The sequence below is a fragment of the Roseobacter weihaiensis genome, assembly GCF_020622345.1.
GTDB classification, from domain to species: Bacteria; Pseudomonadota; Alphaproteobacteria; order Rhodobacterales; family Rhodobacteraceae; genus Roseobacter; species Roseobacter weihaiensis.
The window spans coordinates 122,691-149,163 of record NZ_JACNMO010000010.1; the positions used below are offsets into that span (position 1 = coordinate 122,691).

Annotated in this window: 24 protein-coding genes; 7 read left to right on the forward strand and 17 right to left on the reverse strand. The window is 61.4% G+C overall.

The features are described 5' to 3' along the window. Positions 1 to 12: 12 nt before the first annotated feature. On the forward strand, positions 13 to 1,848 hold the full coding sequence (gene mutL / locus H7847_RS13430; RefSeq protein WP_227269989.1) for a DNA mismatch repair endonuclease MutL: 1,836 nt from the start codon (positions 13 to 15) through the stop codon (positions 1,846 to 1,848). Continuing rightward, positions 1,845 to 3,083 carry a DNA recombination protein RmuC gene (locus H7847_RS13435; RefSeq protein WP_227269990.1) on the forward strand — a complete coding sequence of 413 codons (1,239 nt, stop codon included), beginning with the start codon at positions 1,845 to 1,847 and terminating at the stop codon, positions 3,081 to 3,083. The genes mutL and H7847_RS13435 overlap by 4 nt, the downstream gene beginning before the upstream one ends. Here the strand turns inward: H7847_RS13435 and uxuA are convergent. The 15 genes from uxuA to H7847_RS13510 all read right to left on the reverse strand — a co-directional run bounded on the left by uxuA (position 3,080) and on the right by H7847_RS13510 (position 19,138). After that, on the reverse strand, positions 3,080 to 4,264 hold the full coding sequence (uxuA, locus tag H7847_RS13440; protein ID WP_227269991.1) for a mannonate dehydratase: 1,185 nt from the start codon (positions 4,262 to 4,264) through the stop codon (positions 3,080 to 3,082). The two genes, H7847_RS13435 and uxuA, sit on opposite strands and share 4 nt — an antisense overlap. Beyond that, positions 4,261 to 5,313 (reverse strand): Gfo/Idh/MocA family protein, encoded by a 1,053-nt coding sequence (locus H7847_RS13445; RefSeq protein ID WP_227269992.1) that lies wholly within the window; start codon positions 5,311 to 5,313, stop codon positions 4,261 to 4,263. Before H7847_RS13445 ends, uxuA begins: the two co-directional genes overlap by 4 nt. Next, a complete protein-coding gene (locus tag H7847_RS13450; RefSeq protein ID WP_227269993.1) occupies positions 5,310 to 6,317 on the reverse strand; it encodes a Gfo/Idh/MocA family protein in 1,008 nt (335 codons plus the stop codon). Before H7847_RS13450 ends, H7847_RS13445 begins: the two co-directional genes overlap by 4 nt. After that, positions 6,314 to 7,351, reverse strand: a complete 1,038-nt coding sequence (locus tag H7847_RS13455; RefSeq protein ID WP_227269994.1) for a Gfo/Idh/MocA family protein — start codon at positions 7,349 to 7,351, stop codon at positions 6,314 to 6,316. Before H7847_RS13455 ends, H7847_RS13450 begins: the two co-directional genes overlap by 4 nt. Beyond that, positions 7,348 to 8,229 (reverse strand): sugar kinase, encoded by an 882-nt coding sequence (locus H7847_RS13460; protein ID WP_227269995.1) that lies wholly within the window; start codon positions 8,227 to 8,229, stop codon positions 7,348 to 7,350. The genes H7847_RS13455 and H7847_RS13460 overlap by 4 nt, the downstream gene beginning before the upstream one ends. Further along, positions 8,226 to 9,110 carry a DMT family transporter gene (locus H7847_RS13465; RefSeq protein ID WP_227269996.1) on the reverse strand — a complete coding sequence of 295 codons (885 nt, stop codon included), beginning with the start codon at positions 9,108 to 9,110 and terminating at the stop codon, positions 8,226 to 8,228. The genes H7847_RS13460 and H7847_RS13465 overlap by 4 nt, the downstream gene beginning before the upstream one ends. A 1-nt stretch (position 9,111) precedes the next feature. Then, positions 9,112 to 9,999: an NAD(P)-dependent oxidoreductase gene (locus tag H7847_RS13470; RefSeq protein ID WP_227269997.1), complete on the reverse strand. Its 888-nt coding sequence runs from the start codon at positions 9,997 to 9,999 to the stop codon at positions 9,112 to 9,114. 13 nt (positions 10,000 to 10,012) lie between these two features. Further along, positions 10,013 to 10,900 carry a phytanoyl-CoA dioxygenase family protein gene (locus tag H7847_RS13475; protein WP_227269998.1) on the reverse strand — a complete coding sequence of 296 codons (888 nt, stop codon included), beginning with the start codon at positions 10,898 to 10,900 and terminating at the stop codon, positions 10,013 to 10,015. Next, complete coding sequence (locus H7847_RS13480; RefSeq protein WP_227269999.1) at positions 10,878 to 11,900, reverse strand: Gfo/Idh/MocA family protein; 1,023 nt, start codon at positions 11,898 to 11,900, stop codon at positions 10,878 to 10,880. The genes H7847_RS13475 and H7847_RS13480 overlap by 23 nt, the downstream gene beginning before the upstream one ends. Beyond that, entirely contained in the window at positions 11,897 to 13,405 is a 1,509-nt protein-coding gene (locus H7847_RS13485; protein WP_227270000.1) for a UxaA family hydrolase, read from the reverse strand. The genes H7847_RS13480 and H7847_RS13485 overlap by 4 nt, the downstream gene beginning before the upstream one ends. A 10-nt stretch (positions 13,406 to 13,415) precedes the next feature. Beyond that, positions 13,416 to 14,366 carry a phytanoyl-CoA dioxygenase family protein gene (locus H7847_RS13490; RefSeq protein WP_227270001.1) on the reverse strand — a complete coding sequence of 317 codons (951 nt, stop codon included), beginning with the start codon at positions 14,364 to 14,366 and terminating at the stop codon, positions 13,416 to 13,418. Positions 14,367 to 14,381: 15 nt separating this feature from the next. Beyond that, complete coding sequence (locus tag H7847_RS13495; RefSeq protein ID WP_227270002.1) at positions 14,382 to 16,004, reverse strand: TRAP transporter large permease; 1,623 nt, start codon at positions 16,002 to 16,004, stop codon at positions 14,382 to 14,384. Further along, positions 16,004 to 16,843: a TRAP transporter small permease subunit gene (locus H7847_RS13500; protein WP_227270003.1), complete on the reverse strand. Its 840-nt coding sequence runs from the start codon at positions 16,841 to 16,843 to the stop codon at positions 16,004 to 16,006. The genes H7847_RS13495 and H7847_RS13500 overlap by 1 nt, the downstream gene beginning before the upstream one ends. Before the next feature lie 27 nt (positions 16,844 to 16,870). Further along, the gene (locus H7847_RS13505; RefSeq protein ID WP_227270004.1) at positions 16,871 to 18,040 is read right to left on the reverse strand and encodes a mandelate racemase/muconate lactonizing enzyme family protein; all 1,170 of its coding nucleotides are present in this window, start codon (positions 18,038 to 18,040) and stop codon (positions 16,871 to 16,873) included. A gap of 75 nt (positions 18,041 to 18,115) precedes the next feature. Further along, a complete protein-coding gene (locus H7847_RS13510; RefSeq protein ID WP_227270005.1) occupies positions 18,116 to 19,138 on the reverse strand; it encodes a TRAP transporter substrate-binding protein in 1,023 nt (340 codons plus the stop codon). Between the two features lie 191 nt (positions 19,139 to 19,329). Here H7847_RS13510 and H7847_RS13515 point away from each other — a divergent pair, with 191 nt between their 5' ends. After that, the gene (locus H7847_RS13515; RefSeq protein ID WP_227270006.1) at positions 19,330 to 20,010 is read left to right on the forward strand and encodes a GntR family transcriptional regulator; all 681 of its coding nucleotides are present in this window, start codon (positions 19,330 to 19,332) and stop codon (positions 20,008 to 20,010) included. Here the strand turns inward: H7847_RS13515 and denD are convergent. After that, the gene (denD, locus tag H7847_RS13520; protein ID WP_227270007.1) at positions 19,983 to 20,954 is read right to left on the reverse strand and encodes a D-erythronate dehydrogenase; all 972 of its coding nucleotides are present in this window, start codon (positions 20,952 to 20,954) and stop codon (positions 19,983 to 19,985) included. The genes H7847_RS13515 and denD overlap by 28 nt on opposite strands. After that, the gene (locus H7847_RS13525; protein ID WP_227270008.1) at positions 20,951 to 21,838 is read right to left on the reverse strand and encodes an NAD(P)-dependent oxidoreductase; all 888 of its coding nucleotides are present in this window, start codon (positions 21,836 to 21,838) and stop codon (positions 20,951 to 20,953) included. Before H7847_RS13525 ends, denD begins: the two co-directional genes overlap by 4 nt. 199 nt (positions 21,839 to 22,037) lie before the next feature. Here H7847_RS13525 and H7847_RS13530 point away from each other — a divergent pair, with 199 nt between their 5' ends. The 4 genes from H7847_RS13530 (at position 22,038) to H7847_RS13545 (ending at position 26,470) form a co-directional block, all read left to right on the forward strand. After that, entirely contained in the window at positions 22,038 to 22,799 is a 762-nt protein-coding gene (locus H7847_RS13530; protein WP_227270009.1) for an SDR family oxidoreductase, read from the forward strand. Beyond that, a complete protein-coding gene (locus H7847_RS13535; protein WP_227270010.1) occupies positions 22,796 to 24,607 on the forward strand; it encodes an IlvD/Edd family dehydratase in 1,812 nt (603 codons plus the stop codon). Before H7847_RS13530 ends, H7847_RS13535 begins: the two co-directional genes overlap by 4 nt. Positions 24,608 to 24,691: 84 nt before the next feature. Continuing rightward, entirely contained in the window at positions 24,692 to 25,540 is an 849-nt protein-coding gene (locus H7847_RS13540; RefSeq protein WP_227270011.1) for a fumarylacetoacetate hydrolase family protein, read from the forward strand. Further along, positions 25,541 to 26,470: a 2-hydroxyacid dehydrogenase gene (locus H7847_RS13545; protein WP_227270012.1), complete on the forward strand. Its 930-nt coding sequence runs from the start codon at positions 25,541 to 25,543 to the stop codon at positions 26,468 to 26,470. Positions 26,471 to 26,473: the final 3 nt, after the last annotated feature.

The following is a 26,473-nucleotide window of genomic DNA, read 5'->3' on the forward strand; positions in this document are numbered from 1 at the left end:
AAGTGTTGCGGTATGGCCTCAGCGAACCCCAATATAAGCGATACCCGACCCATTATCCGTCAGCTGGACGAAGGTGCGATCAATCGCATTGCCGCCGGTGAAGTGGTCGAGCGCCCGGCCTCCGCCGTCAAGGAACTGATAGAAAACGCCATCGATGCGGGCGCGCGACGGGTGGCGGTTGATTATGCGGATGGCGGCAAAACACTGATCCGCGTGCAGGACGATGGCTGCGGGATGACCGCAGACGACCTGCCGTTGGCGCTGTGCCGTCATGCCACATCCAAGATCGACGGGTCGGACCTGCTCAACATCCATACGTTCGGGTTCCGGGGTGAGGCCTTGCCCTCGCTCGGCGCAGTGGGTCGCCTGACGATCTCGACCCGGGCCGTGGGGGAAGAGGGTGTCGAGGTTTCCGTGAGCGGCGGCAAGGTCGGCGTGCTCAAACCCTCCGCGCGCAACACCGGCACAACAGTGACGCTGCGCGATCTCTTCTTTGCCACGCCTGCGCGGCTGAAATTCCTCCGCACCGACCGGGCCGAAGCGCAGGCCATCGGCGATGTGGTCAAGCGGCTGGCCATGGCGGAGCCTTTCGTGCAGTTCACCCTGCGCGACATTTCGGGCGGCGGCGAGGGGCGCGAGGTCTTTCGCGCGGATGCCGAGCAGGGCGATCTCTTTGGTGCGCTGCATGGCCGGCTGGCCCGTGTCCTGGGGCGGGAGTTTGCCGAAAACGCCCTGCCGATTGATGCGGAACGCGAAGGCTTGCACCTGACCGGTTTTGCGGCCCTGCCGACCTATTCGCGGGGCTCGGCTGTGGCGCAATTTCTCTTTGTGAACGGCCGGCCGGTGCGCGACAAGCTTTTGGTGGGCGCATTGCGCGGGGCCTATTTCGATTTCCTCAGCCGGGACCGCCACCCGGCCGCGGCGCTGTTTCTCGACTGCGATCCCAATCTGGTCGATGTGAACGTGCATCCGGCCAAATCCGAGGTCCGGTTTCGCGATCCCGGCCTGGCGCGGGGCCTTATCGTATCGGCCCTGCGGCATGCGCTGGCCGAGGCCGGGCATCGGGCGTCAACCACGGTGGCAGGGGCGACCCTGGGCGCGATGACGCCCGAACCGACAGGTGCGCGGGTCTACCAGATGGACAGACCGCAGGCGCCGCGCCCTGCCGCCGCCTCTGCACACACGCCGTCTTTCGAAGAGGCCGCTGCCCCCTGGGGCCGGGTGGAGGCACAGCCGACCGCCCCGCCGGAAGAGGCCGTGGCCGCAGATTTCCCCTTGGGGACCGCGCGCGGCCAGGTGCATGAAAACTACATCATCGCACAAACCGCGACGGGGATGGTCATCGTCGACCAGCACGCGGCCCATGAACGGCTGGTCTATGAAAAGCTGAAACGGCAGATGGCTGAGAAAACGGTCGCGTCGCAGGCGCTGCTGATCCCTGAAATCGTGGAGCTCTCCGCCAATGACTGCGCCCGGCTGATGGAGGTTGCAGCAGATCTGACGCGATTGGGTCTCGTCATCGAACCCTTTGGCGGCGACGCGATTGCGGTGCGTGAGACACCCGCCATCCTTGGCCCGATCAACGCCCGTGCGATGATCCTCGATATCCTTGACGAGCTGGCCGATCAGAACAGCTCCAATACCGTGCAGGCCCGGATCGAAGCGATCCTGAGCCGCGTTGCCTGCCATGGCTCGATCCGGTCCGGACGCTGGATGCGGGCCGAAGAGATGAATGCCCTGCTGCGCGAGATGGAAGCGACGCCCCATTCCGGGCAGTGCAACCATGGGCGCCCCACCTATGTTGAGCTGAAGCTGGCCGACATAGAGCGATTGTTCGGGCGCACATGATCGAGGTTGCAGGCATGTCACTGGATCTCAGCGATCCGCTTACGCTGGCTGGCCTTGCGGGGCTGGCGGTTGTGATGCTGATACTTGTGCTTCTGGTGCTGGCTGTCCGGGCGGCGGGCCGGTCTGCGCGGATGACGGAACCGCTGGTGCAGCAAATGGGCCTGCTGGGCCAGCATGTCCAACAACTCGGCGCGGGTCAGGAACAGTTGCGGGGCGGGTTGCAGACGGTTTCTGACACCCAAGCCAGCACCCAGGCCAAGGTCATCCAGACCGTCGAGGCGCGTCTTTCCACCGTGCAGCAGCAGATGCAGGAGCGCCTTGCTGACAATGCGATGCGGTCCCAGCGGGCCTTGGCCGAGATGCAGGAGCGGATGAAGGAAACGCTGCATGGCTCCAGCAAGCAGACCACGACCTCGCTGACCCAGTTGCAGGAGCGGCTGGCCGCCATCGACAAGGCGCAGGACAATATCACCAAGCTGTCCGGCGATGTGCTGTCGCTGCAGGACATCCTCAGCAACAAGCAGACCCGCGGTGCGTTTGGCGAGATTCAGCTGCGCGATATCGTGTCCAAAGCCCTGCCCGCCGACAGTTACGTCTTGCAGCACACGTTGAGCAACAACAAGCGCGCCGATTGCCTGATCCATCTGCCGAACCCGCCGGGCCCGATTGTGATCGACAGTAAGTTCCCGCTGGAAGCCTATGAGGCGCTGCGCGCGGCCAAAACCGATTGGGAGCTCAAGGACGCGGTGGCCAAGATGAAGACGGCGGTGGCAAAACACATCGTGGATATCTCTGAAAAATACATCATCGATGGCGAAACAGCGGATGGTGCCTTGATGTTTTTGCCGTCAGAGGCCGTCTACGCCGAGTTGCACGCCAATTTCCCGGACCTCATCCGCAAGAGCTTTGATGCGCGGGTCTGGATTGTTTCGCCGACAACCTGCATGGCGACCCTGAATACCATGCGGGCGATCCTGAAAGACGCGCGGATGCGGGAACAGGCCGGTGCCATTCGATCCGAGCTGTCGAAACTGGTCGCGGATGTGGACCGCCTGGGTGCGCGGGTCGGCAATCTCGACCGGCATTTCAATCAAGCCTCCAAAGATATCGAGGATATCAAGATCAGCGCGGACAAGGCGGGCAAGCGCGCGCACCGTCTGGATAATTTCGACTTCGAAGACCTGCAACATGACGCGCCCGGCAGTGTCGTCCCGCTGGCAAAACCGGGCGGTTAGCCTGCACAGGCCGCCATGACGCCGCGGAGCTCTGCCAGCCCGCGCATACGCCCGATCAGCGGATATCCGGGCATGCTGCCCGCATCGAGATCCGACAAAAGCTCCTGCCCATGATCCGGACGCATCGGGATCTGCCAATCGGCGCGGCCTACTGATTTGCGCCGGGCTTGCTCTGCCATCAGGGCGCGGATCGTGGCGACCATATCGGTGTCGCCTTCCAGATGGGCTGCCTCGAAAAAATCCGGTCGCGCGGGATCGCCGCCCGCCAGGCGTTTTGTGTTGCGCAGGTGTACGAAATGAATGCGATCGCCCAGCCGCGAGATAAACTCCACCGGATCGAAACCCTTTGCCACGCCAAGGGACCCTGTGCATAGGGTCGCACCATTCGCTGGCGTATTTACTTCGGTCAGGATGGTGGCATAATCCTGCGTCGAGGACATGATGCGCGGCAGGCCCAAAAGACTGAACGGCGGGTCATCCGGGTGGCAACACATCCGCAGCCCGAGCTCTTCCGCCAAGGGGCAGATCTCGGACAGAAAATCGATCAGGTTCCGGCGCAACCGGTCCGCATCAATGGCGGTATAGGTCGCCAAATGGGCCCTGACGTCGTCAACCGTCCAATTATCATTGGCACCGGGCAGCCCCGCAACGATATTGCGTTGCAGCTCGGCCCGCGTTGTATCGCTCATCTGGTTGAAACGCGCCTTGGCGGTCTCCAGCAGCTCGGGCGTGTAGTCGTCGGATGCGCCATGTCGCCCTAGGATATGCAGATCGAATACCGCAAAATCCATCAGGCGAAAGCGCATTGCGGTGCCGCCGTGAGCCTGTCTGGCGCGCAGCTCCGTGCGGGTCCAGTCCAGAATGGGCATGAAGTTGTAGCAGACCGTCACAACGCCACACTTGACCAGATTGCGCAGGCTTTCTCGGTATGCATCAAGATGCTCGGCATACATCGCGCCCTGGGTCTTGATGGTTTCGGACACCGGCAGGCTTTCAGCCACCTCCCAGGAAAAGCCTGCAGCCTCCAGGATTTCCATACGATCCCGTATATCCTTTTCTGTCCAGACCTGCCCCGGTGGAATATGGTGCAGGGCTGACACGATACTCTCGACCCCGACCTGATGCAGAGCGGGCAGAGCGATTGTGTCTGCAGGGCCAAACCAGCGCCAGCATTGCTTCATGGCAGCCATCCTTTGTAGAGAGGGTGTTGAGCGTCCAGAGGCAGTGTAACACGTGCGCCGGTGCGCACGGCGTCGTAAATTGCGGTAACGAGCATGACTGAAGCAGCCCCGTCTTGCAGGGTCACGGCATTGTTGGGAGCGTCGCTCATATTCTTCGCGACTTCCGTCAGGAACCCTTTGAAACCGGTATCTTCGGGTGGTGTTTCAGCAACGATCTGATCGACGACAGGTTGCTTTCCCGGGGAACGCGCCTCGAAAACCCAAGGCTGCATGCCCGGCGCATAGGGTGCTGTGCTGGAGGTTGCGGTCAGGTTTTCGAAAACAAATCTGAGCCGGGTCTCATTTCCGGCCGCCCCCAGGGTAATGTTGCTGGTGGCGAGGGCACCATTTTCCATCTCGAAACTGAGCGCGGCACAATCTTCTGTTTCGATGGGGTTCACACGGGTCGTGGCAAAGCCGGAAACCGCGCTGACCGGCCCCATGAAATGGGTGATCAGATCATGCGCATGGATGGCATGGCTCAATATGGCACCGCCCTGCTCGCCGGTCCAGGTGCCGCGCCATGGCACCGCGTAATACGCGGCATCCCGTGACCAATGCGTTTCAACTGTCGCGATTTGGGGATGCCCGGCAAAACCTTCGTCGATCAGCCGCCGGAGCTGCGCCAGCGGGGGGCCAAAGCGATACTGGAAGACGGGGTACAAATTTCGGCGGTGTTTTGCGGCCGCAGCTTCCAACTGATCGACGTCTCTTAGGGAGGTGGCGATTGGTTTTTCGCAGATCACATGCTTGCCTGACACCAGGGCCTTCAAAGCGACCGGCACATGCAGATGAGGGGGCAGGCAGATATCCATGATATCAATTGAGGGGTCCCGTAGCGCGTCACTGATGTCAGTTGAGACCAGGAAACCATCACTTTCCTTCAACGACATCGCGCGGTTTTCGTCCTGATCGACGATGAGGACGACGCTGAACGCCTCGGGTAACAGCCGATAGGCGTTCAAGTGCTCGCGCCCGATCCCGGCGCCCAAGATGGCCACCCGGATCATTTTGATGCACGCTCAGCGATATTCTGAGCTTTCAGAGCAAGCTCCATCACCTTGAAGCAATGTGCCTGAGGCATTGCTGTCTCCGTACGATTTCGTATGTCTTCGGCAAGCCTTTTGAAATACGGAAGGCCTGCTCCAGAGGCATCGATCTTCTCGCAGGTTTTGCCGGTGACGAGGATCAGGTGGTCGGTTCCCGGAGCCCCGCCGACATCGACGTATTTACGCAGCTCGATATACCCTTCGGTTCCCAAAAGCGTCAACCGCCCGTCGCCCCAGGTGGGTAGCGCATCGGGCGTGTACCAATCAACGCGCACGGTTCCGGTCCCCTTTTCGCTGCGCAGCGACAGCTCACCAAAGTCCTGCAGGCCGGGGTTGCCCGGATTGGCATGGTTGGCGACAAAAGCATGGGTCACCTCGGCATCGGATGATCCGGTGAAGTGCAAAAACTGGTCGATCTGATGCGAGGCAATGTCAACCAGTATCCCGCCATAGCGGTCCTTGTCAAAAAACCATTCGGGCCGGGTATCGCGGTTCAGCCTGTGCGGTCCAAGACCTGCTGTGTGCACGACGCGCCCGATGGCTCCAGCCGCCACAAGCTCTTCGGCGCGTGTCACGGCAGGCACCTCGAACCGCTCGGAGAAGTTGATAGACCAGATGCGCCCGGTTTTGGTAACGGTTTGTTTGATGCGGTCCAGTTGGTCCAGCGTGGTACATCCCGGTTTGTCGCTCATCACATCCAGCCCGCGCTGCATCGCCTTGACCGCCAACGCGGCACGATCTGCGGGAACTGCGGCGATGAGGGCAAGACCCGCCTCCATCGCCAAGGCGTCTTCAGGGGTTTCGAAGCGGGTAAGATCAGGAAACCGCTTGACGAAGCCCGGCAGGGTTTGCGGCGTGCCCATTGTCCAGAACCCAAGACACTCAGCGCCCGCTTTCAGCATGTTTTGAGTCATGCCGTATATGTGGCGGTGATCCAGTCCCAGAACGATGAATTTCAGGGTCATAGGGGTGATACCTCCGTCCAGGCCTCGTGCTTGCTTGCCGTCTCCATCGCATCAATGACCGCATGTGCCCTCAATGCGCTTTGCCCTGTTGCAAGTGGCTCCTCTCCGCTTGACAGGCAGGCCGCGAAATCTTCAAGCACGCTCTGATGCCAGCCATGGGTAAAGGCCATCGGATCGGCGCCGCCCCCCGTCTGCGCCCCTGAACCATACGTTTGCGTATTTCCATCATGAGTTTGGAGCGTCAGCTTTCCGGTTTCCAGATGAGCGCGCGCCTTGGTGCCGTGCAGGCTGATGCTTTCGGGTTGCCCGGGAAAGGCGGCTGTAGTGGCCATCAGCGTGCCCACGCAGCCACCCTCCGTTTCAAAGAGGGCGCCCGCCCAATCCTCCGCCTCGAGTTGGTGCAGCGGAGTCGTGCGCATCAGGGCCTGTACGCGGCGCACTGGTCCCAGCATCCAAAGCGCGAGGTCGAGGGTGTGGATTGCCTGCGTTATCATCACCCCGCCGCCGTCTCTGGCGTAGGTGCCGCGCCCCGGCACGTCGTAATAGCCTTGGGCGCGCCACCAGGGCACGCGGATCTCGGCGGCGACAATCTTGCCCAATGCGCCAGTGTTCACGGCTTTCTTCAGCGCCAGCGATGCCGCCCGCGCGCGGTGTTGCAGAACGACCGCCAAAGGCAGCTTTGCATCCCGGCAGAGCGCTACGATCTCGCGCGCGGTGGCAAGATCTCTCTCAATCGGTTTTTCCATCAGGATCGGTTTGCGGCCCGCCAAAAGCGCTCGCACCAGATCGAGGCGGGCGTCCGGCGGCGTGGCGACAATCGCGAAATCCACAGCCTTGTCCGCGGCGACTTCCGCGATGTCCCTGTAGGCGTGCACAGGATATCCGATGATCCCGGCAGCCCGATCCGAAAAAGCCTCCACCTTTGAGGGGGTTCGGCCCATCACACCCCGCAAACTCACCGAAGGCGCATCGCGGATTGCTTTCAGGTGCGTCTCGGCCACCATGCCAAGTCCGATGAGGACGGCTTTTTTCATCTGTCTTGCCGGGGCACGATGGCGCCGCGAAACTGCACGACATGCGCGGCACAGGCGTGCCCGGCGTGAAGCGCCTCGGCCTGTGAGGCGCCCGACAGAAGCGCCGCAAGATAGCCTCCGTTGAAACTGTCGCCAGCGGCCGTGGTATCGACCACAGATGGCGCAGGTCTGTAGGCTTGCGTCACCGGTTCTCCGATCGACAGCGGGCCATCGGCCCCACGCTTGAGGGCTCCGGTCCCCCCGTAGCCTTGAAACCGCGCCGTGACCGCGTTTTGATCCCCGCCAAAGAGCGCGATTTCATCGTCGACGGAGGGCAGGCAGATATCGGCACGTCGCCAGAAAGCCTCTGTGATCTCTTGCGCCGTTTGCCGGTCCTCCCAAAGCCGGGGACGGTAGTTGCTGTCATAGGCGAGACGGATGTCATTGCCAGACAGCCAGGACAGCAGCTCCAGCCGCACGGCCTGCGGCAGAATGGCGACGGAGATGCCGGAGAGGTAGACCAGATCATAATGCGCCAACACCGAAAAATCAGTGCCTTTGGCGGTTTTGAACAGATCGCGGGCCGCCGCGGCACTGCGCCAGTAGGTGAACGATCTTTCGCCGTCATTTGTTGTTGTGATGGCGTAGAGGCCGGGCGATTTGCCGGTGATGCGTGTCACGGCACCGGTGCCGATATCCTGTTCGGCGATAAAGTGCTCGATCTGGTCGGAAAACGGATCGTCCCCGAGGCAGGTGAAATAATTCACCTCCAGCTGAGGGGCGCTGCGCTTGAGATAGATGGCGGTGTTCAGCGTGTCCCCCGCCACGCCGACTTTTGCGGCGCTGCCCTGCAGGGACAGTTCTATCATGGCTTCTCCGACGGCGGCGACGCGGGTCATGGGCGATGTTCTCTTTTCCAGATGATGAGCCCGGAGGCCACGATGACAAGCGCGCCGACCACAACCCAAAGATCGGGCAGGTGGCCAAAGATGAGCCAGCTGAACCCGGCGATATAGATCATGAAGGAATAGGTGTAGGGCATCAGCGTGTTGGCGGGTGCAAAGCGATGCGCGTTGGTCAAGAACTGATGCCCGGCCCAGCCGCCGATCCCCAGACCCAGCAGCAGGGCAAGCTCCAGGCCATTTCCGGGCGGCACCCATGCCCAAAGTGCGAAGGGCAACAACAGCCCTGTTCCCAAAGCGCCGAGGTAGAACTGCTGTGTCTCGGTAGCGACGATACCGGCCAGTTTGCGGGTCATCAGCGAATAGAGCGCCAGAGCGGTTGCATTATAGAGCGCCAGGATCATCGCGGGATGGAACGCTTCGCCAAAGGGCCGGATGACCACCAGCACCCCTGCAAAACCCAACAGGATCGCCCCCCAGCGCCACGGACCGATCCGTTCTTTCAGCAGGGTCATGGACAGGAAACACACGATGATCGGGCTGGAAAACATGATCGCCGAGATCACGGTCAGTGGCAGATAATGCAGTGCGTAGAAGTTGCTCAAAGTCGCCGAAATCAGCAAAAGCGCGCGGCTGACCACCTGCCAGGGATGGCTGGTGCGAAACCTGTGAAGGTCCGCGCCATCCTTCAGGATCATGCCCACAGAGATCACGAAGTGACCGGCATAGCGCATGAACGCCAGCTGAAAGGCCGGGACCGCCGCCAGCGCCAGCCATTTTGCCGAGACATCGACAACGGCAAAGAGAAACCACGCCGCCAGCATCATCAGGATGCCAAGCTGCGGACGGTCCTCGAGGGCTTGCGCGGCGACAGCCATGTTACCTGGCGAACCTGGCGGCGTAGAAATCCACCATCTGGCTGACCATATCGTCAGCCTGCCCACTGTCGCGGGCTTCGGTCAGGGCGGCCAGCGCGCCTTTTGACATGATGCTGTCGACCCCGGCGTCATCCGCCATCCGGGCGTAGTAGCCAACATCCTTGGCGGCATTCTTGATGGCAAAGGCCAACTGGTTGGGATCGCCATCCACACCGTAGGCTTTGACGAAATCCATCATGCCGGAGTGCAGCGGACCGGCGGCCATGACGTCATACATCTGCTGCCGGTCGACACCCGCCACATCCGCCATGGCAAAGGCTTCGGCCATCGCGTTCGCCACGGTCATGCCAAAGAAATTATTGATGAGCTTGATGGTATGGCCCGCCCCCAGGTCGCCCAGTTGAAAGATGTTTTCGCCCAGATCCCTGAGGACCGGCTCGACCTTGTCGAAGGCTGCCTTGTCGCCGGCGGCCATGATGTTCAGCAGCCCGTCCTTGGCATGGCTTGGCGTGCGGCCAAGCGGCGCGTCCAGATAGGTGCCCCCTGCGGCGGCAACCTCCGCGCCCAGGGTGCGGGTGGAGCCCGGCAACGAGGTGCCAAAGTCGACCACGACCGCGCCGGGTTTCAGCCCGGCGATCACACCGTCGGGCCCGCGCATGCGGCTTTCCACGTGATCGGATGTGCCCATGCAGAGCATGACGATATCGCTGGCCTCAGCCACCTCCTTGCCGCTCTTGGCCTCGGCGGCACCTCTTTGGAGGGCGGGGTCCAGATAGGTGCGGTCGCGGTTGCCAAGTACCGTCAGAGCGTAGCCCTGATCCTGAAGACGCCCCACCATAGCGCCCCCCATAAGCCCGAGCCCGATAAAGCCGATTGCTGGTTTTGACATGGGCGTAGTTCTCCTATTTTGCGGTATCAAAGGCACGTTTCTTCATGCCTTTCTGGATTTCGTAGATTGAGATCGGGACATCCGGTTGCGGCTGCGGAATGCGCACCGGAATGTCTTTGAGGCGTGGGTTCTTGGTGGGCTGACCGCAAAGCATGCGGGTGTCATAATCCTCAATGCCGTCCCAGCGGGTCATGGAGCCCACGATCGGAAAGGCATCGGCGGCCATCATCTCGTAGAACAGGATGCGTCGCGCCCGGTCGGAGGTATTGAGCGCCGAGCCATGCACAATGCGGCCATGATGGATGCTGACAGAACCCGCAGGGCCGATCAGTTGCACCGCATCCTGCGGGTTCAGCCCGTTTTCCTCGGGCAGCATGGCCCCGGCAAAGACGCCTTCCACATGATGGTCATAGACGGGCCCTTTATGGCTGCCGGGATAAACCATCAGCGGCCCGTTTTCCGGCGCCATGTCGTCGATCAACACACCGATGGCGAGGATATCGTCATTGGTGTGCGGGTAAAAGGCGTAGTCCTGATGCCATTCCACCGCCGCCCCGTAGCCTGCGGATTTCATGTTCAGCTTGGTCGTATGCAGGCGCAGGTCGGGACCGATGAGGTCCCGTGCGGGGGCGAGCACGTGGTCGGAATACATCAGCTCCCGCATGACATCCGAGATGGTGTGCGGCAGTTTCACCCGGCGCAGGCGCGGGTTTTCAGGCGTGTGGCTGTCTTCCAGATCAAGGCGGTCGTTCGAGCCGGTCATTGTCGCCGCCTCTGCCTCAAACCTGGTGATCTCCGCGCGGATTTTGCTGATCCAGTCCGGGGGGATCTGGTTTTCGAGCACCAGATATCCGGTCTCTTCATACTGTGCGATCTGCTCAGGCGAGAGCACTTCTGGCATAGGTCCCTCCATTGGTTTCTGCGGTCAGGTCTGCGTCGATCTGCAGGGCGACCGCCAAGGTTCGGGTCGCGTCCGCCACGTCGATAATCGGGTTGGCCCCGTCGATCACCTCCAGAAAGTGATCCAATTGCGCGGCCAGCGGTGGTTTTGTGTTTTCTGCGCGCGGCGCGGGGTGGCGTTGGGCCGGGGTGCCCCAATCGGTGCCGGACCAGAGGGTCATGGAGGGAAAGCTCACCGCCCCGTCCGTGCCCGTGATCCACATCATGTCCTGATGCGTGGTGCCGATATGGGGGTTCTCGCCGGTGCCTGCCTCAAATCCCCAGGGAGAGGGGGTGGTATCGGCAAAACTGATGGTGCCTGTTGCACCGCTTTCGAAAGCCAGCGCGATGGCACCTGATTCAACACGTGCCTCCCCGCGCAGGCCCGCACCGCGCAGGGCTCTCGTCGTCACGATCTCCCCCAGTACAAAGCGCAAGAGATCGATGTCATGCACCAGATTGATCAGCACCGGGCTGCCGTCCGCAGTGCGCCAGTTTCCGTCGAAATAGGCGTCAGGTTTGCGCATGGCCCAGATCAGGCTCGCGACAACGGGCGTGCCAATCTTTCCTTCGGAAATCAGGGCTTTGAGCTGCCAGACGCTGGCGTGATGGCGCCGGTGATGTCCGACCAGCGCGCGGACACCGGCCCGCGCGACCGCGCCTTTTAGCGCCGTTGCTGCGGCCCTATCACTGGCCACCGGCTTTTCGATCAGCATGTGCCAGCCACGGCTTGCCGCGTAGATGCCTTGCGGGGCGTGCAATTGCGTCGGGGTGGCCAGGATCACGCCGTCCACGGTCTCGGTCACCTCCGCCATATCCGCATAGCGGTTGAGGTCGGCCCCTGGCAGGACCGCCGGGTCCGGGTCTACCAGACCGACAAGGCGGCACCCGGCATGGGCCTTGATGGCCTCAACATGACGCGCGCCGATCAGACCGCCTCCGACAACAAGGATCCGTTTCACATCACAGCTCCGATCTGCCAGGGGACAAATTCATAGTCGCCCAACCCCTGTGCTTCGGATTTGGTCGCCACGCCCGAGGCGACCGCCAGAAACATTTGGTAGATTTCACGGCCCTTTTCCTCGAGACTGATGCCTTCGGTCAGGATCGTGCCCGCGTCCACGTCCATGTCCTCCTGCATCCGCTTGGCCATGGCCGAATTGGTCGCCACCTTGATCGTGGGTGCGGGTTTTGACCCGAAGGCAGAGCCGCGCCCGGTGGTAAAGCACACCAGATTGCACCCGCCCGCAATCTGGCCCGTGACGGAGGCCGGATCATAGCCGGGCGTATCCATGAAAGTGAAGCCTCGGGCCGTCACCTGCTCGGCATATTTGTAGACGCCGGTGAGGGGCGAGGTCCCGCCCTTGGCCGCTGCCCCCAGCGATTTCTCAAGGATCGTGGTCAGCCCGCCCGCCTTGTTGCCGGGGGAGGGGTTGTTATCCATCGAGCCCTTGTTGCGGGCGGTGTAGTCTTCCCACCAGCGGATCAGGCCCACCAACCGCTCGCCCGTTGCGCGATCCACCGCGCGGCGGGTCAGCAGATGCTCCGCACCATAGATTTCCGGCGTTTCGGCCAGCACGCCTGTGCCGCCCTGTGCCGCGAGAAGGTCGCAGGCATAGCCCAGAGCCGGATTGGCCGTAATCCCCGACCAGGCGTCAGAGCCGCCACATTGCAGCGCCACCATCAACTCCGAAGCCGGGCAGGGCGTGCGGGTGGCCTCATTGGCAAGGGTCAGCATCGCTTCGATCTTCTCGATCCCCTTGGCCACGGTCTTGCGCAGCCCCGCGACGGACTGGATGTTCATGACCTGAAAGGTCGGGCCCTGCTTCAGCCCATACGCCTCCAGCAGCCAGTCGATCTGGTTCATCTCGCAGCCCAGACCAACCATCAGAACGCCTGCGTGGTTGGGATGGCGCGCGTAGCCCCACATCACCCTTTGCAGCGCTTCGAACCCGTCCCCGTCTCCGGCCATGCCGCATCCGGTGCCATGCACAAAGGCGACCACACCGTCCACGTTCGGATAGGCGGCCATGATATCGGGGGTAAAGTGATCGGCGATCATGCGGGCTGCCGTGGCAGAGCAGTTCACCGAGGTGACGATGGCGATGTAGTTGCGCGTCCCGATGCGGCCGTCCGCCCGCCGGTAGCCCATGAAGCTGTCCCGTGCGGTTTCGGGCACGGGTGTGACCGGGCGCAGGTCGTTGGAAAACGCGTAGTCGGCCTCGGTACTGCGGAAGTCCACGTTGTGCGTGTGCACGTGATCACCGGCTGAAATATCGCAGGCAGCATAGCCGATCACCTGCGCGTATTTGCGAATGACCGCGCCTTGATCAATGGCGGTGGTTGCAATCTTGTGCCCCGTGGGGATCAGCGCACGGGTTATCACGCCACTCACATCGACACCAACCTGCAGCGCACGCGTCGCAGTGACGACATTGTCGGACGGGTCGAGGCGAACGGTCTCCATGAAGGCTCCTTTACGCGCAGTAGGGCGCATCCGACGACCATCGGTGGATCGGGATGTGAGGTGTTCGGGCCAGACGCGCCCGGGCAGTTTCCCAGGATGTTTTCCAGACGGTCCAGTCCCGCAGTTCCGTCTCGGGGTGGGCGCGGGAGCGCGCGATGAAGTCGGGGAAATGGCTGCGGCCCGTGGGCTCGCCCGTGACGTTGTAGCGGATGTCGAAGGACCAGCGGAACCCATCGGTCTGGTTGGTCAGCGACGCATGCGGGGTCAGCGGATGAAAAAGCACCACGCCGCCCGCCTCTACCGGCAGCGGCAGGGCGGTGGTCTCATCCACGAACCCCTCTGCAATTCCGGTCTGGGTGCGCGCGCAATGGGGCAAGATGCCCTGATCCGGGGTCTGGGCCTGCACCTGCAGACAGCCGTTTTCCACCGTCGCATCCGTAACCGCGATCCAGACGGTCACCATCCGGGTCTCGTCTGCTTCTTCAAGAGCGACCGCGCGATCCTGATGCCAGTCGGTGGCCGTGATATGGGCGCGGATCTCATCGGCGTTCAGATCGGTTGCGGGCGGTTTCAGCCGCACATGCTGGATCGGGTTGGAGGTCAGTTCCGGCCCCAGCAGTTCCTCAACCAAATCCAGCAGGCGCGGCGCGGTCAGCAGATCAAAGACAGCGGGTCCGAAATGAAACGGCGTGTCCGGCGCAATCTCATCGCCGGGCAGGCTGATGTCCATCGGTTGAAACCAGTCACATCCGGCCTTATAGGCCTCCAGCAGCTTGCCTTGGAAATCAAGGGTTTCGGGCGGGGTTTTGACGCGGCCCTCTGCGTGCCAATCCGCATAGAGTGTCTCCATCAGGGTCGCGTATTCTGCCTTCACGCGGTCCAATACATCGGCAGGTACCACATCCGGGACGACCAGATAGCCATCGCGGTTGAACTGTTCGATTTGTTGCGCATTGAGCATGAAATCCTCCGATCTCTAGAGCAGCAGTGTCACGATATTGGGCCAGATCAGCAGGACCGAGAGCGCGCAGAGCTGGATGCCGATGAAGGGCAGGAAGCCTTTGAAGATATCTGTCAGGCTGATGTGCGGCGGGGCCACTGACTTGAGGTAGAAAGCAGCCGGGCCAAAGGGCGGCGACAGAAAGCTGACCTGCATGTTCATACAGAATACCACGCCGAACCAGATCGCGATATGCTGCGGCTCCAGCTGACCGATAAAGCCGATCTCTTCGATGGGCAGGCGCATCACGATGGGCAGGAACACCGGGATGATCAGCAGCACGATGCCCACCCAGTCCATGAACGCCCCCATAAAGAGCAGGATCAGCATCATCGCGAGGATGATCCCCATGGTGGGCAGGTCCGTTCCCACGATGAAATCGGCCACATAGGTCGGCCCCCCCGCGATGGTGTAGGCCCCGGCGAGGGCGGCAGCCCCGATGGTCACCCAGATGATCGTCCCGGTGGATTTCAGCGTGCGCATCAGGCTGTCCCAGATCAGATCCCAGGAGGCCTCACCCCGCAGGATGGCGATGACCAGCACCGCAAAGGCGCCCATGCCCGCGGCTTCGGTGATCCCTGTGATGCCACCGTAGATCGACCCCATCACGACGCCGATCACGACAATAGGGGCCACCAGACCCTTGCCCATGTTCCAGCCGGTTTTCGTGTTCTCCCGACCGAAATAAAAGTAGATCAGCGCCAGCATCAGCAGGACGGTGCCCCCGAACCATGGCAGCCAGTCGGCGGTGCCAAAGGCGTAGGGGTCGCCTTCGTTCGCGGCATTGGCCCCGGTGAACTCAAAGAACGCGGCCCGCAGGAACAGGGCCACGGCAAAGCCGGCCACTACGACGGCCATGAAGGCGGCAAAGAGCATGCCCTTTTCGCGCCCTTGCGGCGCGCCCGGCACAGGCGGCGGCAGGGGGGCGTCTTCGGGGTGCAGCTTGGTGCGGATGATGATGTAGATAATGATGAAAGTGGCCAGCATGAACCCCGGCAGGAAGGAGGCGGTAAAGAGCGCCTTGATCGAGGTTTCGGTGATAAGGCCGTAGATGATCAGCACGATCGAGGGCGGGATCATGGTGCCCAGACTGCCCGAGGCGCAGATGACGCCGATGGCGAGGTTCTGGTTATACCCCAGTCTGAGCATCTGCGGCAGTGCGATGAGGCCCAACAGGACGACTTCACCGCCGATGATCCCGGACATGGCTGCCATAATAACCGCCATGATCGAGGTGACGATGGCGATACCCCCTCGCGTACCCGAAAGCCACGTGTTGAGCGAGGAATACATATCCTTGGCCACGCCGGAGCGTTCCAGCAGCGCCGCCATGAAGATGAACAGCGGTATCGATATGAGCACGTAATCCGTTAAGAGCCCGTATATCTTTTGCGCCAGGATGTATAACGGTCCCGTCCCCGGCCTTGAGGTCAGCAGACCCTCGCCAAAGCTCAGCGGGTTCGAGAGCAGCGTGGGTTCGAACTTCATCACCAAGACCAGCACTGCCAGCGACGCCGAGGCAAGGCCCAGCGGCATGCCGATGGCCAGCAGCAGGATCAGTGCCAGCATCAGCACCAGAGAGATTGTTCCGATATCCATCAGTCTTGTCCTACCGCGCGTTTCAGGGCTTCGATCTCGTCCTCGTCGGGGGTGTCGTCGTGGATTTCGGGTTCCGCGTTCCAGTCTGAGATCAGGTTCAGGATCGCCTGAAGCGCCACGAGGGTGATGACGATCAGGATCATTGGTTGCAGGGTGGCGGGGATCGGCGGGTCAAAGGCGGTGCCAAAGGTTTCCCATTTGTAGAGTTTGTTCTCGAACACCTGCTGGTAGCTGCCATAGACCAGAAAGAAGGCAAAGATGACGATCAGGCCGGTTGAGATGCAGTCAAACAGTCGCTGCACCCAGCGCGGGCAGACATCATAGAGCAGAAAGATCCGGATGTGGCTGCGCTGCTGCATGGCGTAAAGACCCGCCATCAGAAAGATGAACCCGGCCATCCAGAGCGACAGCTCGTTGGCCCAAAGCGTGGGGCGTTCGACCACATAGCGCAGAAACACCTCATAGAGCATCACGCTGGTCATCAGGATAATCATCATCATGGTCACGCGCCCGATAAAGACAGCACCCCGGTCCACGGCGCGCCAATGCTCGAACTCCATATTGGCGCGGCGCACCGTCTTGCAGCCCAGGGCAAACAGCACCGGAATGCCGATCAGCGCCACCAGATCGATGATGTCGATCTTGCCAAAAAGCGGTGTGAGGTTCGGAGAGACATCGTTGCGGTCAAAGATCGCGGTCACCTGTCCCAACATGGATTCGTTTTCATGGGGAAACCAGGTCAGGATATAGGCCGGAATGTGCCAGATGACCCAGCCTGCGCAGAGGATGAAGGCCAGCGGCACCAGCCACTCGATCAGGCTGCCTGAGGTCTTTTGCATCGTCGTTCTCCTTCGTCTGGCGCAGTGTCACGCCGCCATGGCGTAGTGGGCGATGAAATCTCTGTCTGGTTCGACCCCGATGCCGGGGCCGTCGGGGATGCTAACGCGTCCCCCGTTGGCTTTGACCTGGCCCTGGATGTCCAAGGGCTCGGTCAGAAGCGCGTCGCGAAACTTGTTGTCGGTGGTGTCAAACTCCAGCATCGGCTCCCAGGGGTGCAGCCCGCCGGGGAGGGGCGGCATGGCCGCGAGCAGTTGCAGATTGGTCGCCACCGCGATGGCGGAGCCCCAGACGTGGTTCACCACCGGCGTGAAATGCGCGTGGCAGAGCGCCAGAACCCGCAGGTATTCACTGACGCCGCCCAGGGCGCAGACCTCCGGTTGCGCGATGTCGAGGCCGCGGTTTTCCAACAGCGCGCGCCAGCCCCAGCGGCCGAACTCGGCCTCACCGCCAGAGATATTCACCCTCAGCCCCCGGCGCAGTTCGGCATAGCCATCAAGGTCTTCGGGGGCGATCGGCTCTTCGAACCAATAGGCACCGAGCTCGTCCAGCGCCCGTCCGACATAGAAGGCATCGGATGTGGTGTAGGCGTGATTTGCGTCCACCATGAAATCGAACGCATCGCCGACGCCTTTGCGCACCGCCTCGCAGAGCGTCACATCCGGTTTCGGGCCAAAGCCGGTCTTCATCTTTGTGGCCGCAAAGCCCATGTCCTTGATGGCTGCCGCTTCATCGGTGAACCGGGCGGCCAGGGCCGCAACAGGCTCATCGCGCAGCATCATGCCGTAGCCGTAGCAGGGCACCGAGGTGCGGTGCGCGCCACCGATCATCTTGTGCAGCGGCAGGTCTGCCAGTTTGCCGGCGATGTCCCACAGCGCGATATCCACGCCGGAAAGCGCCTGCATCGGCATGCCCTTCTGGCCGTGGTCGCGCATCAGATTGTAGACCTTGTGCCAGATCACGTCGCGGTCCATCGGGTCCAGGCCCAGCACCATCGGCTGGATGACCTTTTCGACAATCCCCTTGTTTGCCAAGGCGATATTGCCGGGGCCAAAGCACTCCCCCCAGCCGGTCACGCCCGCGTCGGTTTGCACTTCGACCAGATGGGCGGTGCGCCGGTCGTAATACTGCTGCGAATACCCGAGCTGCTCGGGCATATCGTACTGCAGGACATGGCTGATGATGCGGGTAATTTTCATTTAGCAGAGGCCTGAGGGAAAAGAGGCAGGGCCATTTCTAGCCCTGCCATCATGTTACCAAAGCAGATGTTTGGTTTAGCGCATTGCACCGATTTCGGTGAGGAAGTTCACGTGGCTTTCCAGCAAGGCCACCGCCTCTGGCGTTGTGGCGAACTCGGTCCAACCTGCCTTGACCGCTTCGCGGAACTTGGCCAGCTCTTCGGGGGACCATTCGTAGAGGTTCACGCCTTTTGCCCGCAGTTCTTGGGCATTCTGGGCGTTGCGGACTTCATTGAGGGTTGCGTTGTGCAGCGCCAGGCTGTCCATCGCGACTTCCATGATCTTCTTGTGGTGCGCGGGCATCGCTTCCCACACGTCCTTGCGGCAGGCCAGGTGGTCGGCTGGCATCGAGTGGAAGCCGGGAAAGTTAGTATGCTCAGCGATGTCGTAGAGACCCAGACCGATGTTGTTGGTCAGGTTAGCTGCATCCGCCCCATCGATGATCCCGGTTTCGAGCGCGGTGAAAATCTCGTTGAAATCCATCACGATGGGCGAGGCTCCGAGATTCGAGAATACCTTGGTGGCCAGACCGGGGGGAGAGCGGAATTTCCAGTCCTTGAAGTCTTCCACGTTGCGGATCGGTTTGGTGGAGGACAGCGATTCCGGGCCCGGAATCCACCAGCCGATGAATTCCATGTCGTAGGTGTTGTAAAGCTCATTGATCGCGGCGCGGCCATCGGCGTGCAGCAACCATGCCATCTGCTGGTAGGGGTTCGAGTATCCGCCCATCAGGTCGCCGGTGAACTGGAACGCAGGGTTCTTGCCGGTCTGATACGCGCCCCCTGTCATGTCACAGTCGAGAATACCTGTCGCGGCGGCGTCGAAGGTTTCAACCGACTTAACAACGGAGGAGCTGTAGAACATCTCCACCTGGATTTCCCCATTGGACATGGCAGTAATGTCTTCGACATATTTTGCCGCCAACTGGCCCGAAAGCGTCTCGGGTGAGAAGTGGGTTTGGATGCGCAGTGTCGTGGTCTGTGCCGATGCTGTCAGCGCTGTGCTGGCGGCCAGGGCCGCCACTGCGGCAACGCTTGCCGCTTTCTTCAATAGTTTCATATTGTCCTCCCAGACGTTGAAGCGCGTTTGTTTGAAGACGTGACTAGGACGCCGGATTTCGTTACGCTGGTAGGACGTTATGCGGGGCGGACATTTCCCGCAACAGAATTTTCATTTTTTTGAAAATTTCGAGATTTCTGTGGAGTAACGAAATTTTGATGGTAAGCTCAGGAGATTCTGTCGGAGTGGGCATGACACAAGAGCCGGACATCTATTCACATCTGCAGCACCGTCTCATTTCAAACTCTTTTGACCATGGTGACAAACTGCGCGCAGAGCAGCTAAGGCGGGACTATGATTGTTCCGCCAGCACCGTGCGGGAGGCTCTGTTTCGGTTGTCGACCGAAGGGCTGGTCGATTTTCAGGAGCAGCGCGGTTTTCGTGTGCCCGAGAAGTCCGCAGAGCTTCTTGCAGAGCTGACGCATCTGCGCGTGTTGCTGGAAGCCGAAGGCACGGCGCTGTCGATCCGCTATGGCGGGGTCGCGTGGGAGGCTCGCCTGACCGCCGCGCATCATAAACTGAGCCATATCGAAAAGCGTATTCATGCCGCAGAAGACACCTCGCCCATGGTGCCGCTCTGGTTCAATGCAGAACTGGAGTTTCACCAGACGCTGATTTCGTCATGCGGTTCAGACACGCTAAAATCCATGCATCTGCAAATCTACCGCCGGTTTCGGCAGCAGCTGATGGTTGCGGATCGCAGCTTTGATTTCATCTCCAACAACATCCAGCACCATTACGAGATTCTGGTCGCGGCGCTGGATGGGGATGAGGCGCTGACCCGGCAGAAAATCAACGATCATCTAAAACGGCATCTGGACCCTGAAAACCGCACGCAGGATCCTCACCTGGCCAGATCGTCCGCGATGTAGGTTTCGATGATCTCTTCAAAGCTGCTTTCCGCTTTGAAGCCCAGATCAATGGCGCGCGCGGGCGCGAAATTCCGCGGCCAGCCCTGAACGATCCGCATGATGTCGGGGTCGGGGCGGGCCTGAATGCGGTCCACCGCGTCCTGGCCTGCAATGCGTCGCAGCGCCTCGATCTGTTCGGCGACGGTGCAGCTGAAGCCGGGCAGATTGAGCGCGCGCCGCCCTTCCAACAGGTCCGTGTCCAGCGCGGCCGCGTGACAGAGAAACCCCGTGGCCGATTTGGGCGAGGCGTGCCAATGGCGGACTGTATCCGGCACCGGCAGGATTGCCTGCTCCCCATTCAGGGGTTCGCGGATGATGCCTGAAAAAAACGACGAGGCCGCCAGATTGGGTTTGCCCGGTCGCACGCAGATCGTTGGCAGCCGAAGAGAGAGCCCATCGACAAACCCCTTGCGGCTGAAATCCGACAGCATCAACTCGCACGCTGCTTTTTGTGCGCCATAGCTGGTCTGCGGGGCGGAGAGGAATTCATCGTCGATCTTGTCGGGATAGGGCCCGCCAAAGACGGCGATCGAGGAGGTGAACACAAGGCGGGGCACGTAAGCGCCGGAGGTCTTGAGATGTTCTGCCCGCAACGCCTCCAGCAGATGCCACATCGACATCATGTTGACCTGCCACCCCTTGTCGAAATCGGCTTCGGCCTCGCCGGAGACGATGGCGGCAAGATGGAAAATCACGTCAAACCGCTGCGCTGCGAGCTTCGTCAGCAGGCCTGCATCCGTCACGCTGCCTGTGATCTGGCGTCCGGGTGCGCCGGGCGCGGGAAAGCCCCTATCACACAAGGTGACGTCGAGGTCGGGATAGCCTTTCAGTTCGCCGGTTGCGAGACGATGCGCCAGTTTCTGACCAATCATCCCGCCGCCGCCCAGGATCAGAGCCCGTGTCATGTGGGCAGACCGTTGCGCGCTTTCAGTTCCAGATAGAGGCCGGAATGGTCTTTCTCAGCACCGCCCATGGCATCGCTGAAGTGCTGAAACCTGTCGCGCACGGTCTGTGTTGCCGGCAGGGTCAGACCCATCCCGGCGGCCTCATCCAGCGTGTTGTTCAAATCCTTGATCTGGAATTTGGTCAGCCCGCCGGGTTCAAAATCCCCTTCGGTCATGCGCGCGCCATGTTGTTGCAGGATCGTGCTGTCGGCAAAACCGCCTTTGAGAGCCGCCCGCACCGCCGCCGGATCAGCGCCGCCCTGCGCCACCAGCAGCATGGCTTCGGCGACGGCGGAAATGGTCACGGCAACGATTGTCTGATTGGCCAGCTTTGACAGCTGTCCGGTGCCCGAGGGGCCGACATGCACCGGTCTGCCCATCGCCTCAAGGATCGCACGGGCGGCGTCAAAGGTCTCAGCCGCGCCCCCTGCCATGATCGCCAGCGTGCCCGCTTCCGCCCCTTTTGTGCCGCCCGATACGGGCGCATCCAGATGGCCAAACCCGAGGGCTTTCAACGTGGCGGACTGGGCGCGCGCATGCTCTGGCTTGGTGCTCGACATGTCGATCCAGATCGCGCCGGGGGCAAGAGCCGCCTGAACCTCCGGGTTGTCGACCAGCGCCCCGGAGGCAAAGCCGTCCGAGAGCATGGTGATGATGAATTCCGCCCCCCGGACGGCATCGACCTCGTTCTGCGCAATTCGTGCCCCGTCGGCTGCCAGCGGTGCTGCGCGTTCGACCGTACGGTTCCAGACGGTCAGGTCGTGCCCGGCCTTCAGCAAGTTGCGAGACATCGGAATGCCCATCAGGCCGGTACCGATCAGGGTGATTTTGCGAGCTTGCGTCATGGTCAGACGGTTCCTTTTGCGTTCAGTATTTCAAAGCGGTGGTCAAAGCCGCCGCGCTGTCTTACGCTAACGTAAACCAGCCATTGGACCAGCCCGTCCGGTGGTTTTTTGATGATGTCAGTAGGAATTGTGTCCCGTCGGTCAGTGTTTTGCAGTTGATCGAGAGAAGGCACCCCTACTGATAGAGGGAGAAAATATCATGACAGGGCATAGGCTTAGCGGAAAGCGCGCGTTGGTGACCGCAGCGGGTCAGGGGATTGGACGGGCCAGTGCGCTTGCCATGGCCGAGGCGGGGGCTCAGGTCTTTGCGACGGACATAAACCTTGAAGCGCTTTCAACGATTCGGGGTGCGAATCACGAAAATATAGAAATTTTCGAACTTGATGCCCGGAGCGATACCAGCGTGGCGGAGGGGGTCGCCCGCGCCCAACCTGATGTCCTGTTCAACTGCGCGGGGTTCGTGCATCACGGTGCTATTCTGGAGGCGACACCGGAGGAATGGGACTTTGCATTCGACCTGAATGTGCGCTCCATGATGCGGACGATCCAGGCCGCTCTGCCCGGCATGCTGGCGCGTCAAAGCGGCTCGATCATCAATATGTCGTCGGCCTGCTCCTCCGTGATCGGCGCGCCCAACAGGTTCATCTACGGCACGACCAAGGCGGCGGTCATCGGTTTGACGAAATCGGTGGCTGTGGATTATGTCGCACAGGGCATCCGGTGCAATGCGATCTGCCCCGGCACCGTGGAAAGCCCCAGCTGGCACGACAGGGTAGATGCCCTGGGCAAGGAACTTGGCAGCAAGGAAGACGCAATGAAGCAGTTTGTATCCCGCCAACCCATGGGCCGCGTGGCCACTGCCGAAGAAATCGCCGCCCTCGTTGTTTATCTTGCAAGTGACGAGAGCGCCTTTACCACGGGACACCCCCATATCATCGACGGAGGCTGGTCAGGACAGTGACACATTCTGGGACAAAGAAAATAGGAATAGAAGACCTGCGGTCGCGCAAGTGGTTCATGAACCCCGATAACCCGGAGATGACGGCGCTCTATCTGGAGCGGTACCTGAATTACGGGCTGACACGGGCGGAGCTGCAATCGGGCAAGCCGATCATCGGGATCGCGCAGACGGGCAGTGATCTGAGCCCCTGTAACCGGCATCATCTGGAGCTCACCAAGCGGGTGCGCGACGGGATCATCGCGGCAGGCGGGACCTGCATCGAAGTCCCGGTCCATCCCATTCAGGAGACCGGCAAGCGACCTACCGCGATGCTGGATCGGAACCTGGCCTATCTCTCGCTGGTGGAGACGCTCTTTGGCTATCCGCTCGACGGCGTGGTGCTGAACATCGGCTGTGACAAGACCACGCCTGCCCTGCTGATGGCGGCGGCGACGGTGAACATCCCCGCCATCGCTTTGTCGGTCGGGCCGATGCTGAACGGGTGGTTCCGGGGGGAGCGGACGGGCTCCGGCACCATCGTCTGGAAAGCGCGCGAGATGCTGGCCGCGGGTGAGATCGACGATGACGGCTTCATGGAGCTTGTGGCGTCTTCGGCGCCCTCGGTGGGCTATTGTAATACGATGGGCACGGCCACGACGATGAATTCGCTGGCCGAAGCCCTGGGCATGCAATTGCCGGGGTCCGCTGCAATCCCCGCACCCTACCGCGAGCGGGGCCAGATCAGCTATGAGACCGGGCGGCGGATTGTCGAGATGGTCTGGGAAGACCTGCGTCCCTCCGACATCATGACGCGGGAGGCGTTCGAGAATACAATCGTTATCAACTCCGCCATTGGCGGATCGACCAACGCACCCATTCACCTCAACGGGATTGCGCGGCATCTGGGCGTGCCGCTGGACAACAATGACTGGCAGAAACACGGCCACGATGTCCCGCTGCTGGTCAATTTGCAGCCTGCCGGAGAGTATCTGGGCGAGGACTATCAGCGCGCGGGCGGTGTGCCGGCGGTCGTTGGCGAGTTGCTTGCAGAGGGTCTGCTGCCGCACCCGGACGCCATGACGGTCAACGGTAAGACCATGGGTGAAAACTGCGCCGCGCACCGCAGCGAGGACACCAAGGTCATCAAACCGGTGTCGGCGCCTTTGAAAGAGCAGGCGGGGTTCATAAATCTCACAGGCAACCTCTTTGACAGCGCGATCATGAAGACCAGCGTGATCAGCAAAAGTTTCCGTGCCAAGTACCTGTCGAACCCTGACGATCCAATGGCCTTTGAGGGCCGTGCCGTCGTGTTCGACGGACCGGAGGATTTCCATCACCGGATCGACGATCCGGCGGAAAACATCGATGAAAACTGTGTGCTCTTCATGCGTGGGGCGGGCCCAAAGGGCTATCCCGGTGGGGCGGAGGTGGTGAATATGCGCCCGCCCTCCTACCTGCTGAAAAAGGGGGTCGAGGCGCTGCCCTGTGTCGGCGACGGGCGGCAATCGGGCACATCCGGCAGCCCGTCAATCCTGAACGCGTCGCCAGAGGCAGCAGCGGGCGGCGGTCTTGCGCTTTTGCAGAACGGCGATACCGTGCGGATTGATCTGAAGAAATGCACGGCGGACATGCTGGTGCCGTTGGATGAGCTGGCCGAACGGGCGCGCGCTTTCGAGGCGGCAGGCGGCTATGACGCGCCCGAAAGCCAGTCGCCCTGGCAGCAGTATTTCCGCGAGAAGGTCGGGCGGTTCGACGAGGGCATGATCCTTGAGGATGCTGACAAGTACCAGGACATCTCTCGCCGGTTCATGCCGCGTGATAATCACTAACGCGCGTTCCGCGCCACCATCAAGCGCCTTTGGCGCTTATACCACCGGTGCGCCAAAGGCGCGACAACCACTGAGGACAACCACATGAAACTAGTACGTTATGGCGCTTTGGGCGCAGAAAAACCCGGAATGCTGGATGCGGACGGAACGCTGCGCGATCTCTCGGCCCATGTGGAGGATATCGCGGGAGAGGTTTTGTCGGATGCAGCGCTGGACAGGCTGCGCGCCATTGACCCAGCGAGCCTGCCCGCGGTTGACGGCGATCCGAGGATCGGCGCTTGCGTCGGCAATATCGGCAAATTCCTTTGCATCGGTCTGAACTATTCCGATCACGCGGCAGAAACCGGTGCGGAGATCCCCAAACATCCAATTCTTTTCTTCAAGGCGACCTCTGCCGTGGTGGGGCCGAACGATGACGTCTCCATGCCGCGGGGCTCGACCCATACGGATTGGGAAGTCGAACTCGGCGTGGTGATCGGCACGACTGCCAAGTATGTCAGCAAGCAAAACGCGCTGGATCATGTTGCGGGCTATTGCGTGGTCAATGATGTCAGCGAGCGGTTCTTCCAGACCCAACTGACCGGTCAGTGGACCAAGGGCAAATCCTGCGATACCTTCGGGCCGACAGGGCCGTGGCTGGTCACCCGTGATGAGGTGCCGGATCCGCAAAAGCTGGCGATGAGCCTTGACGTGAACGGCAATCGCAAGCAGACCGGTAACACAGCCACCATGATCTTCACGGTGGCGGAGATCATCGAACACCTGTCCTCACTGATGACCCTGCATCCGGGTGATGTCATCACCACGGGGACACCGCCAGGCGTTGGCATGGGGATGAAGCCTCAGCCCATGTACCTCAAGAAAGGCGACGTGATGGAGCTGACCATCGAAGGTCTGGGCCATCAGCGCCAGACCGTGACGGAGGACGCATGAATGGCTGACCTTTTGCAGATCGGGGGCGTGACAGATGTGATGCGTGAAAGGCTTGAGGCGGCCTTTACCATCCACAAGCTTGAGGGTGGCGGCTACCCTGCAGAGGCGATCACCCATGTGGCCACCAACGGTCATGCGGGGGTGCCGGCCGACGTTATGGCGGCCCTTCCGAACCTCAAGATGATAAGCTGCTACGGTGTCGGATATGACGCGATCGACGTGGCGGCTGCCAAGGCGCGCGGCATTGTGGTGACCCATACCCCCAATGTCCTGAACGCAGAGGTGGCGACCACAGCGGTGATGCTGATGATGGCCTGTTACCGCGAGTTACTGCGCGACGATGCCTGGGTCCGCTCCGGCAACTGGGAGGCAAAGGGCAACGCGCCGCTGACCCGCTCTGTTGACAATCAGACCGTTGGTATTCTGGGCCTTGGGCGGATCGGTCAGGCGATTGCGGACAAGCTCGCGCCCTGGGGCACGACGATTGTGTATCACTCGCGCAGCCCCAAAGATGTGGCGTACAAATATTACGCTGATCTGACCGAGATGGCACGGGACGTGGATACGCTGATCTGCATCACGCCGGGCGGGCCGTCGACGAACAAGATCGTGAACCGTGACGTGATGGACGCGCTGGGGCCGCAAGGCACGCTGATCAACGTCAGTCGCGGGTCGGTGGTCGATGAAGCGGCGATGATTGCCGCCTTGCAGGACGGGCGTCTGGGGTGGGCGGGGCTCGATGTTTTTGAGGCAGAGCCCCACGTGCCCGAAGCGCTGCGCAAACTCGAAAATGTGGTGCTCTTGCCGCATGTGGGTAGCGGCACGGTTGAGACGCGTGCCGCCATGGGGGCGCTGACGGTGGACAACCTGCTCCAGCATCTCAAGGAGGGCACGGTGCTCACCCCGGTGCCGGAATGCGCGGATATGTGAGCC

What these genes read in the sequence shown, in the direction of transcription:
- H7847_RS13505 (WP_227270004.1), bottom strand. Translation starts at nt 18,040, where the DNA reads ATGAAAATTACCCGCATCATCAGCCATGTCCTGCAGTACGATATGCCC.
- mutL (WP_227269989.1), top strand. Translation starts at nt 13, where the DNA reads ATGGCCTCAGCGAACCCCAATATAAGCGATACCCGACCCATTATCCGT.
- H7847_RS13445 (WP_227269992.1), bottom strand. Translation starts at nt 5,313, where the DNA reads ATGATCCGGGTGGCCATCTTGGGCGCCGGGATCGGGCGCGAGCACTTG.
- H7847_RS13530 (WP_227270009.1), top strand. Translation starts at nt 22,038, where the DNA reads ATGACAGGGCATAGGCTTAGCGGAAAGCGCGCGTTGGTGACCGCAGCG.
- H7847_RS13500 (WP_227270003.1), bottom strand. Translation starts at nt 16,843, where the DNA reads ATGCAAAAGACCTCAGGCAGCCTGATCGAGTGGCTGGTGCCGCTGGCC.
- H7847_RS13435 (WP_227269990.1), top strand. Translation starts at nt 1,845, where the DNA reads ATGATCGAGGTTGCAGGCATGTCACTGGATCTCAGCGATCCGCTTACG.
- H7847_RS13495 (WP_227270002.1), bottom strand. Translation starts at nt 16,004, where the DNA reads ATGGATATCGGAACAATCTCTCTGGTGCTGATGCTGGCACTGATCCTG.
- H7847_RS13465 (WP_227269996.1), bottom strand. Translation starts at nt 9,110, where the DNA reads ATGGCTGTCGCCGCGCAAGCCCTCGAGGACCGTCCGCAGCTTGGCATC.
- H7847_RS13470 (WP_227269997.1), bottom strand. Translation starts at nt 9,999, where the DNA reads ATGTCAAAACCAGCAATCGGCTTTATCGGGCTCGGGCTTATGGGGGGC.
- H7847_RS13485 (WP_227270000.1), bottom strand. Translation starts at nt 13,405, where the DNA reads ATGGAGACCGTTCGCCTCGACCCGTCCGACAATGTCGTCACTGCGACG.
- H7847_RS13490 (WP_227270001.1), bottom strand. Translation starts at nt 14,366, where the DNA reads ATGCTCAATGCGCAACAAATCGAACAGTTCAACCGCGATGGCTATCTG.
- H7847_RS13450 (WP_227269993.1), bottom strand. Translation starts at nt 6,317, where the DNA reads ATGACCCTGAAATTCATCGTTCTGGGACTGGATCACCGCCACATATAC.
- H7847_RS13540 (WP_227270011.1), top strand. Translation starts at nt 24,692, where the DNA reads ATGAAACTAGTACGTTATGGCGCTTTGGGCGCAGAAAAACCCGGAATG.
- H7847_RS13475 (WP_227269998.1), bottom strand. Translation starts at nt 10,900, where the DNA reads ATGCCAGAAGTGCTCTCGCCTGAGCAGATCGCACAGTATGAAGAGACC.
- H7847_RS13455 (WP_227269994.1), bottom strand. Translation starts at nt 7,351, where the DNA reads ATGAAAAAAGCCGTCCTCATCGGACTTGGCATGGTGGCCGAGACGCAC.
- H7847_RS13545 (WP_227270012.1), top strand. Translation starts at nt 25,541, where the DNA reads ATGGCTGACCTTTTGCAGATCGGGGGCGTGACAGATGTGATGCGTGAA.
- H7847_RS13525 (WP_227270008.1), bottom strand. Translation starts at nt 21,838, where the DNA reads ATGACGCAAGCTCGCAAAATCACCCTGATCGGTACCGGCCTGATGGGC.
- H7847_RS13515 (WP_227270006.1), top strand. Translation starts at nt 19,330, where the DNA reads ATGACACAAGAGCCGGACATCTATTCACATCTGCAGCACCGTCTCATT.
- uxuA (WP_227269991.1), bottom strand. Translation starts at nt 4,264, where the DNA reads ATGAAGCAATGCTGGCGCTGGTTTGGCCCTGCAGACACAATCGCTCTG.
- denD (WP_227270007.1), bottom strand. Translation starts at nt 20,954, where the DNA reads ATGACACGGGCTCTGATCCTGGGCGGCGGCGGGATGATTGGTCAGAAA.
- H7847_RS13460 (WP_227269995.1), bottom strand. Translation starts at nt 8,229, where the DNA reads ATGACCCGCGTCGCCGCCGTCGGAGAAGCCATGATAGAACTGTCCCTG.
- H7847_RS13510 (WP_227270005.1), bottom strand. Translation starts at nt 19,138, where the DNA reads ATGAAACTATTGAAGAAAGCGGCAAGCGTTGCCGCAGTGGCGGCCCTG.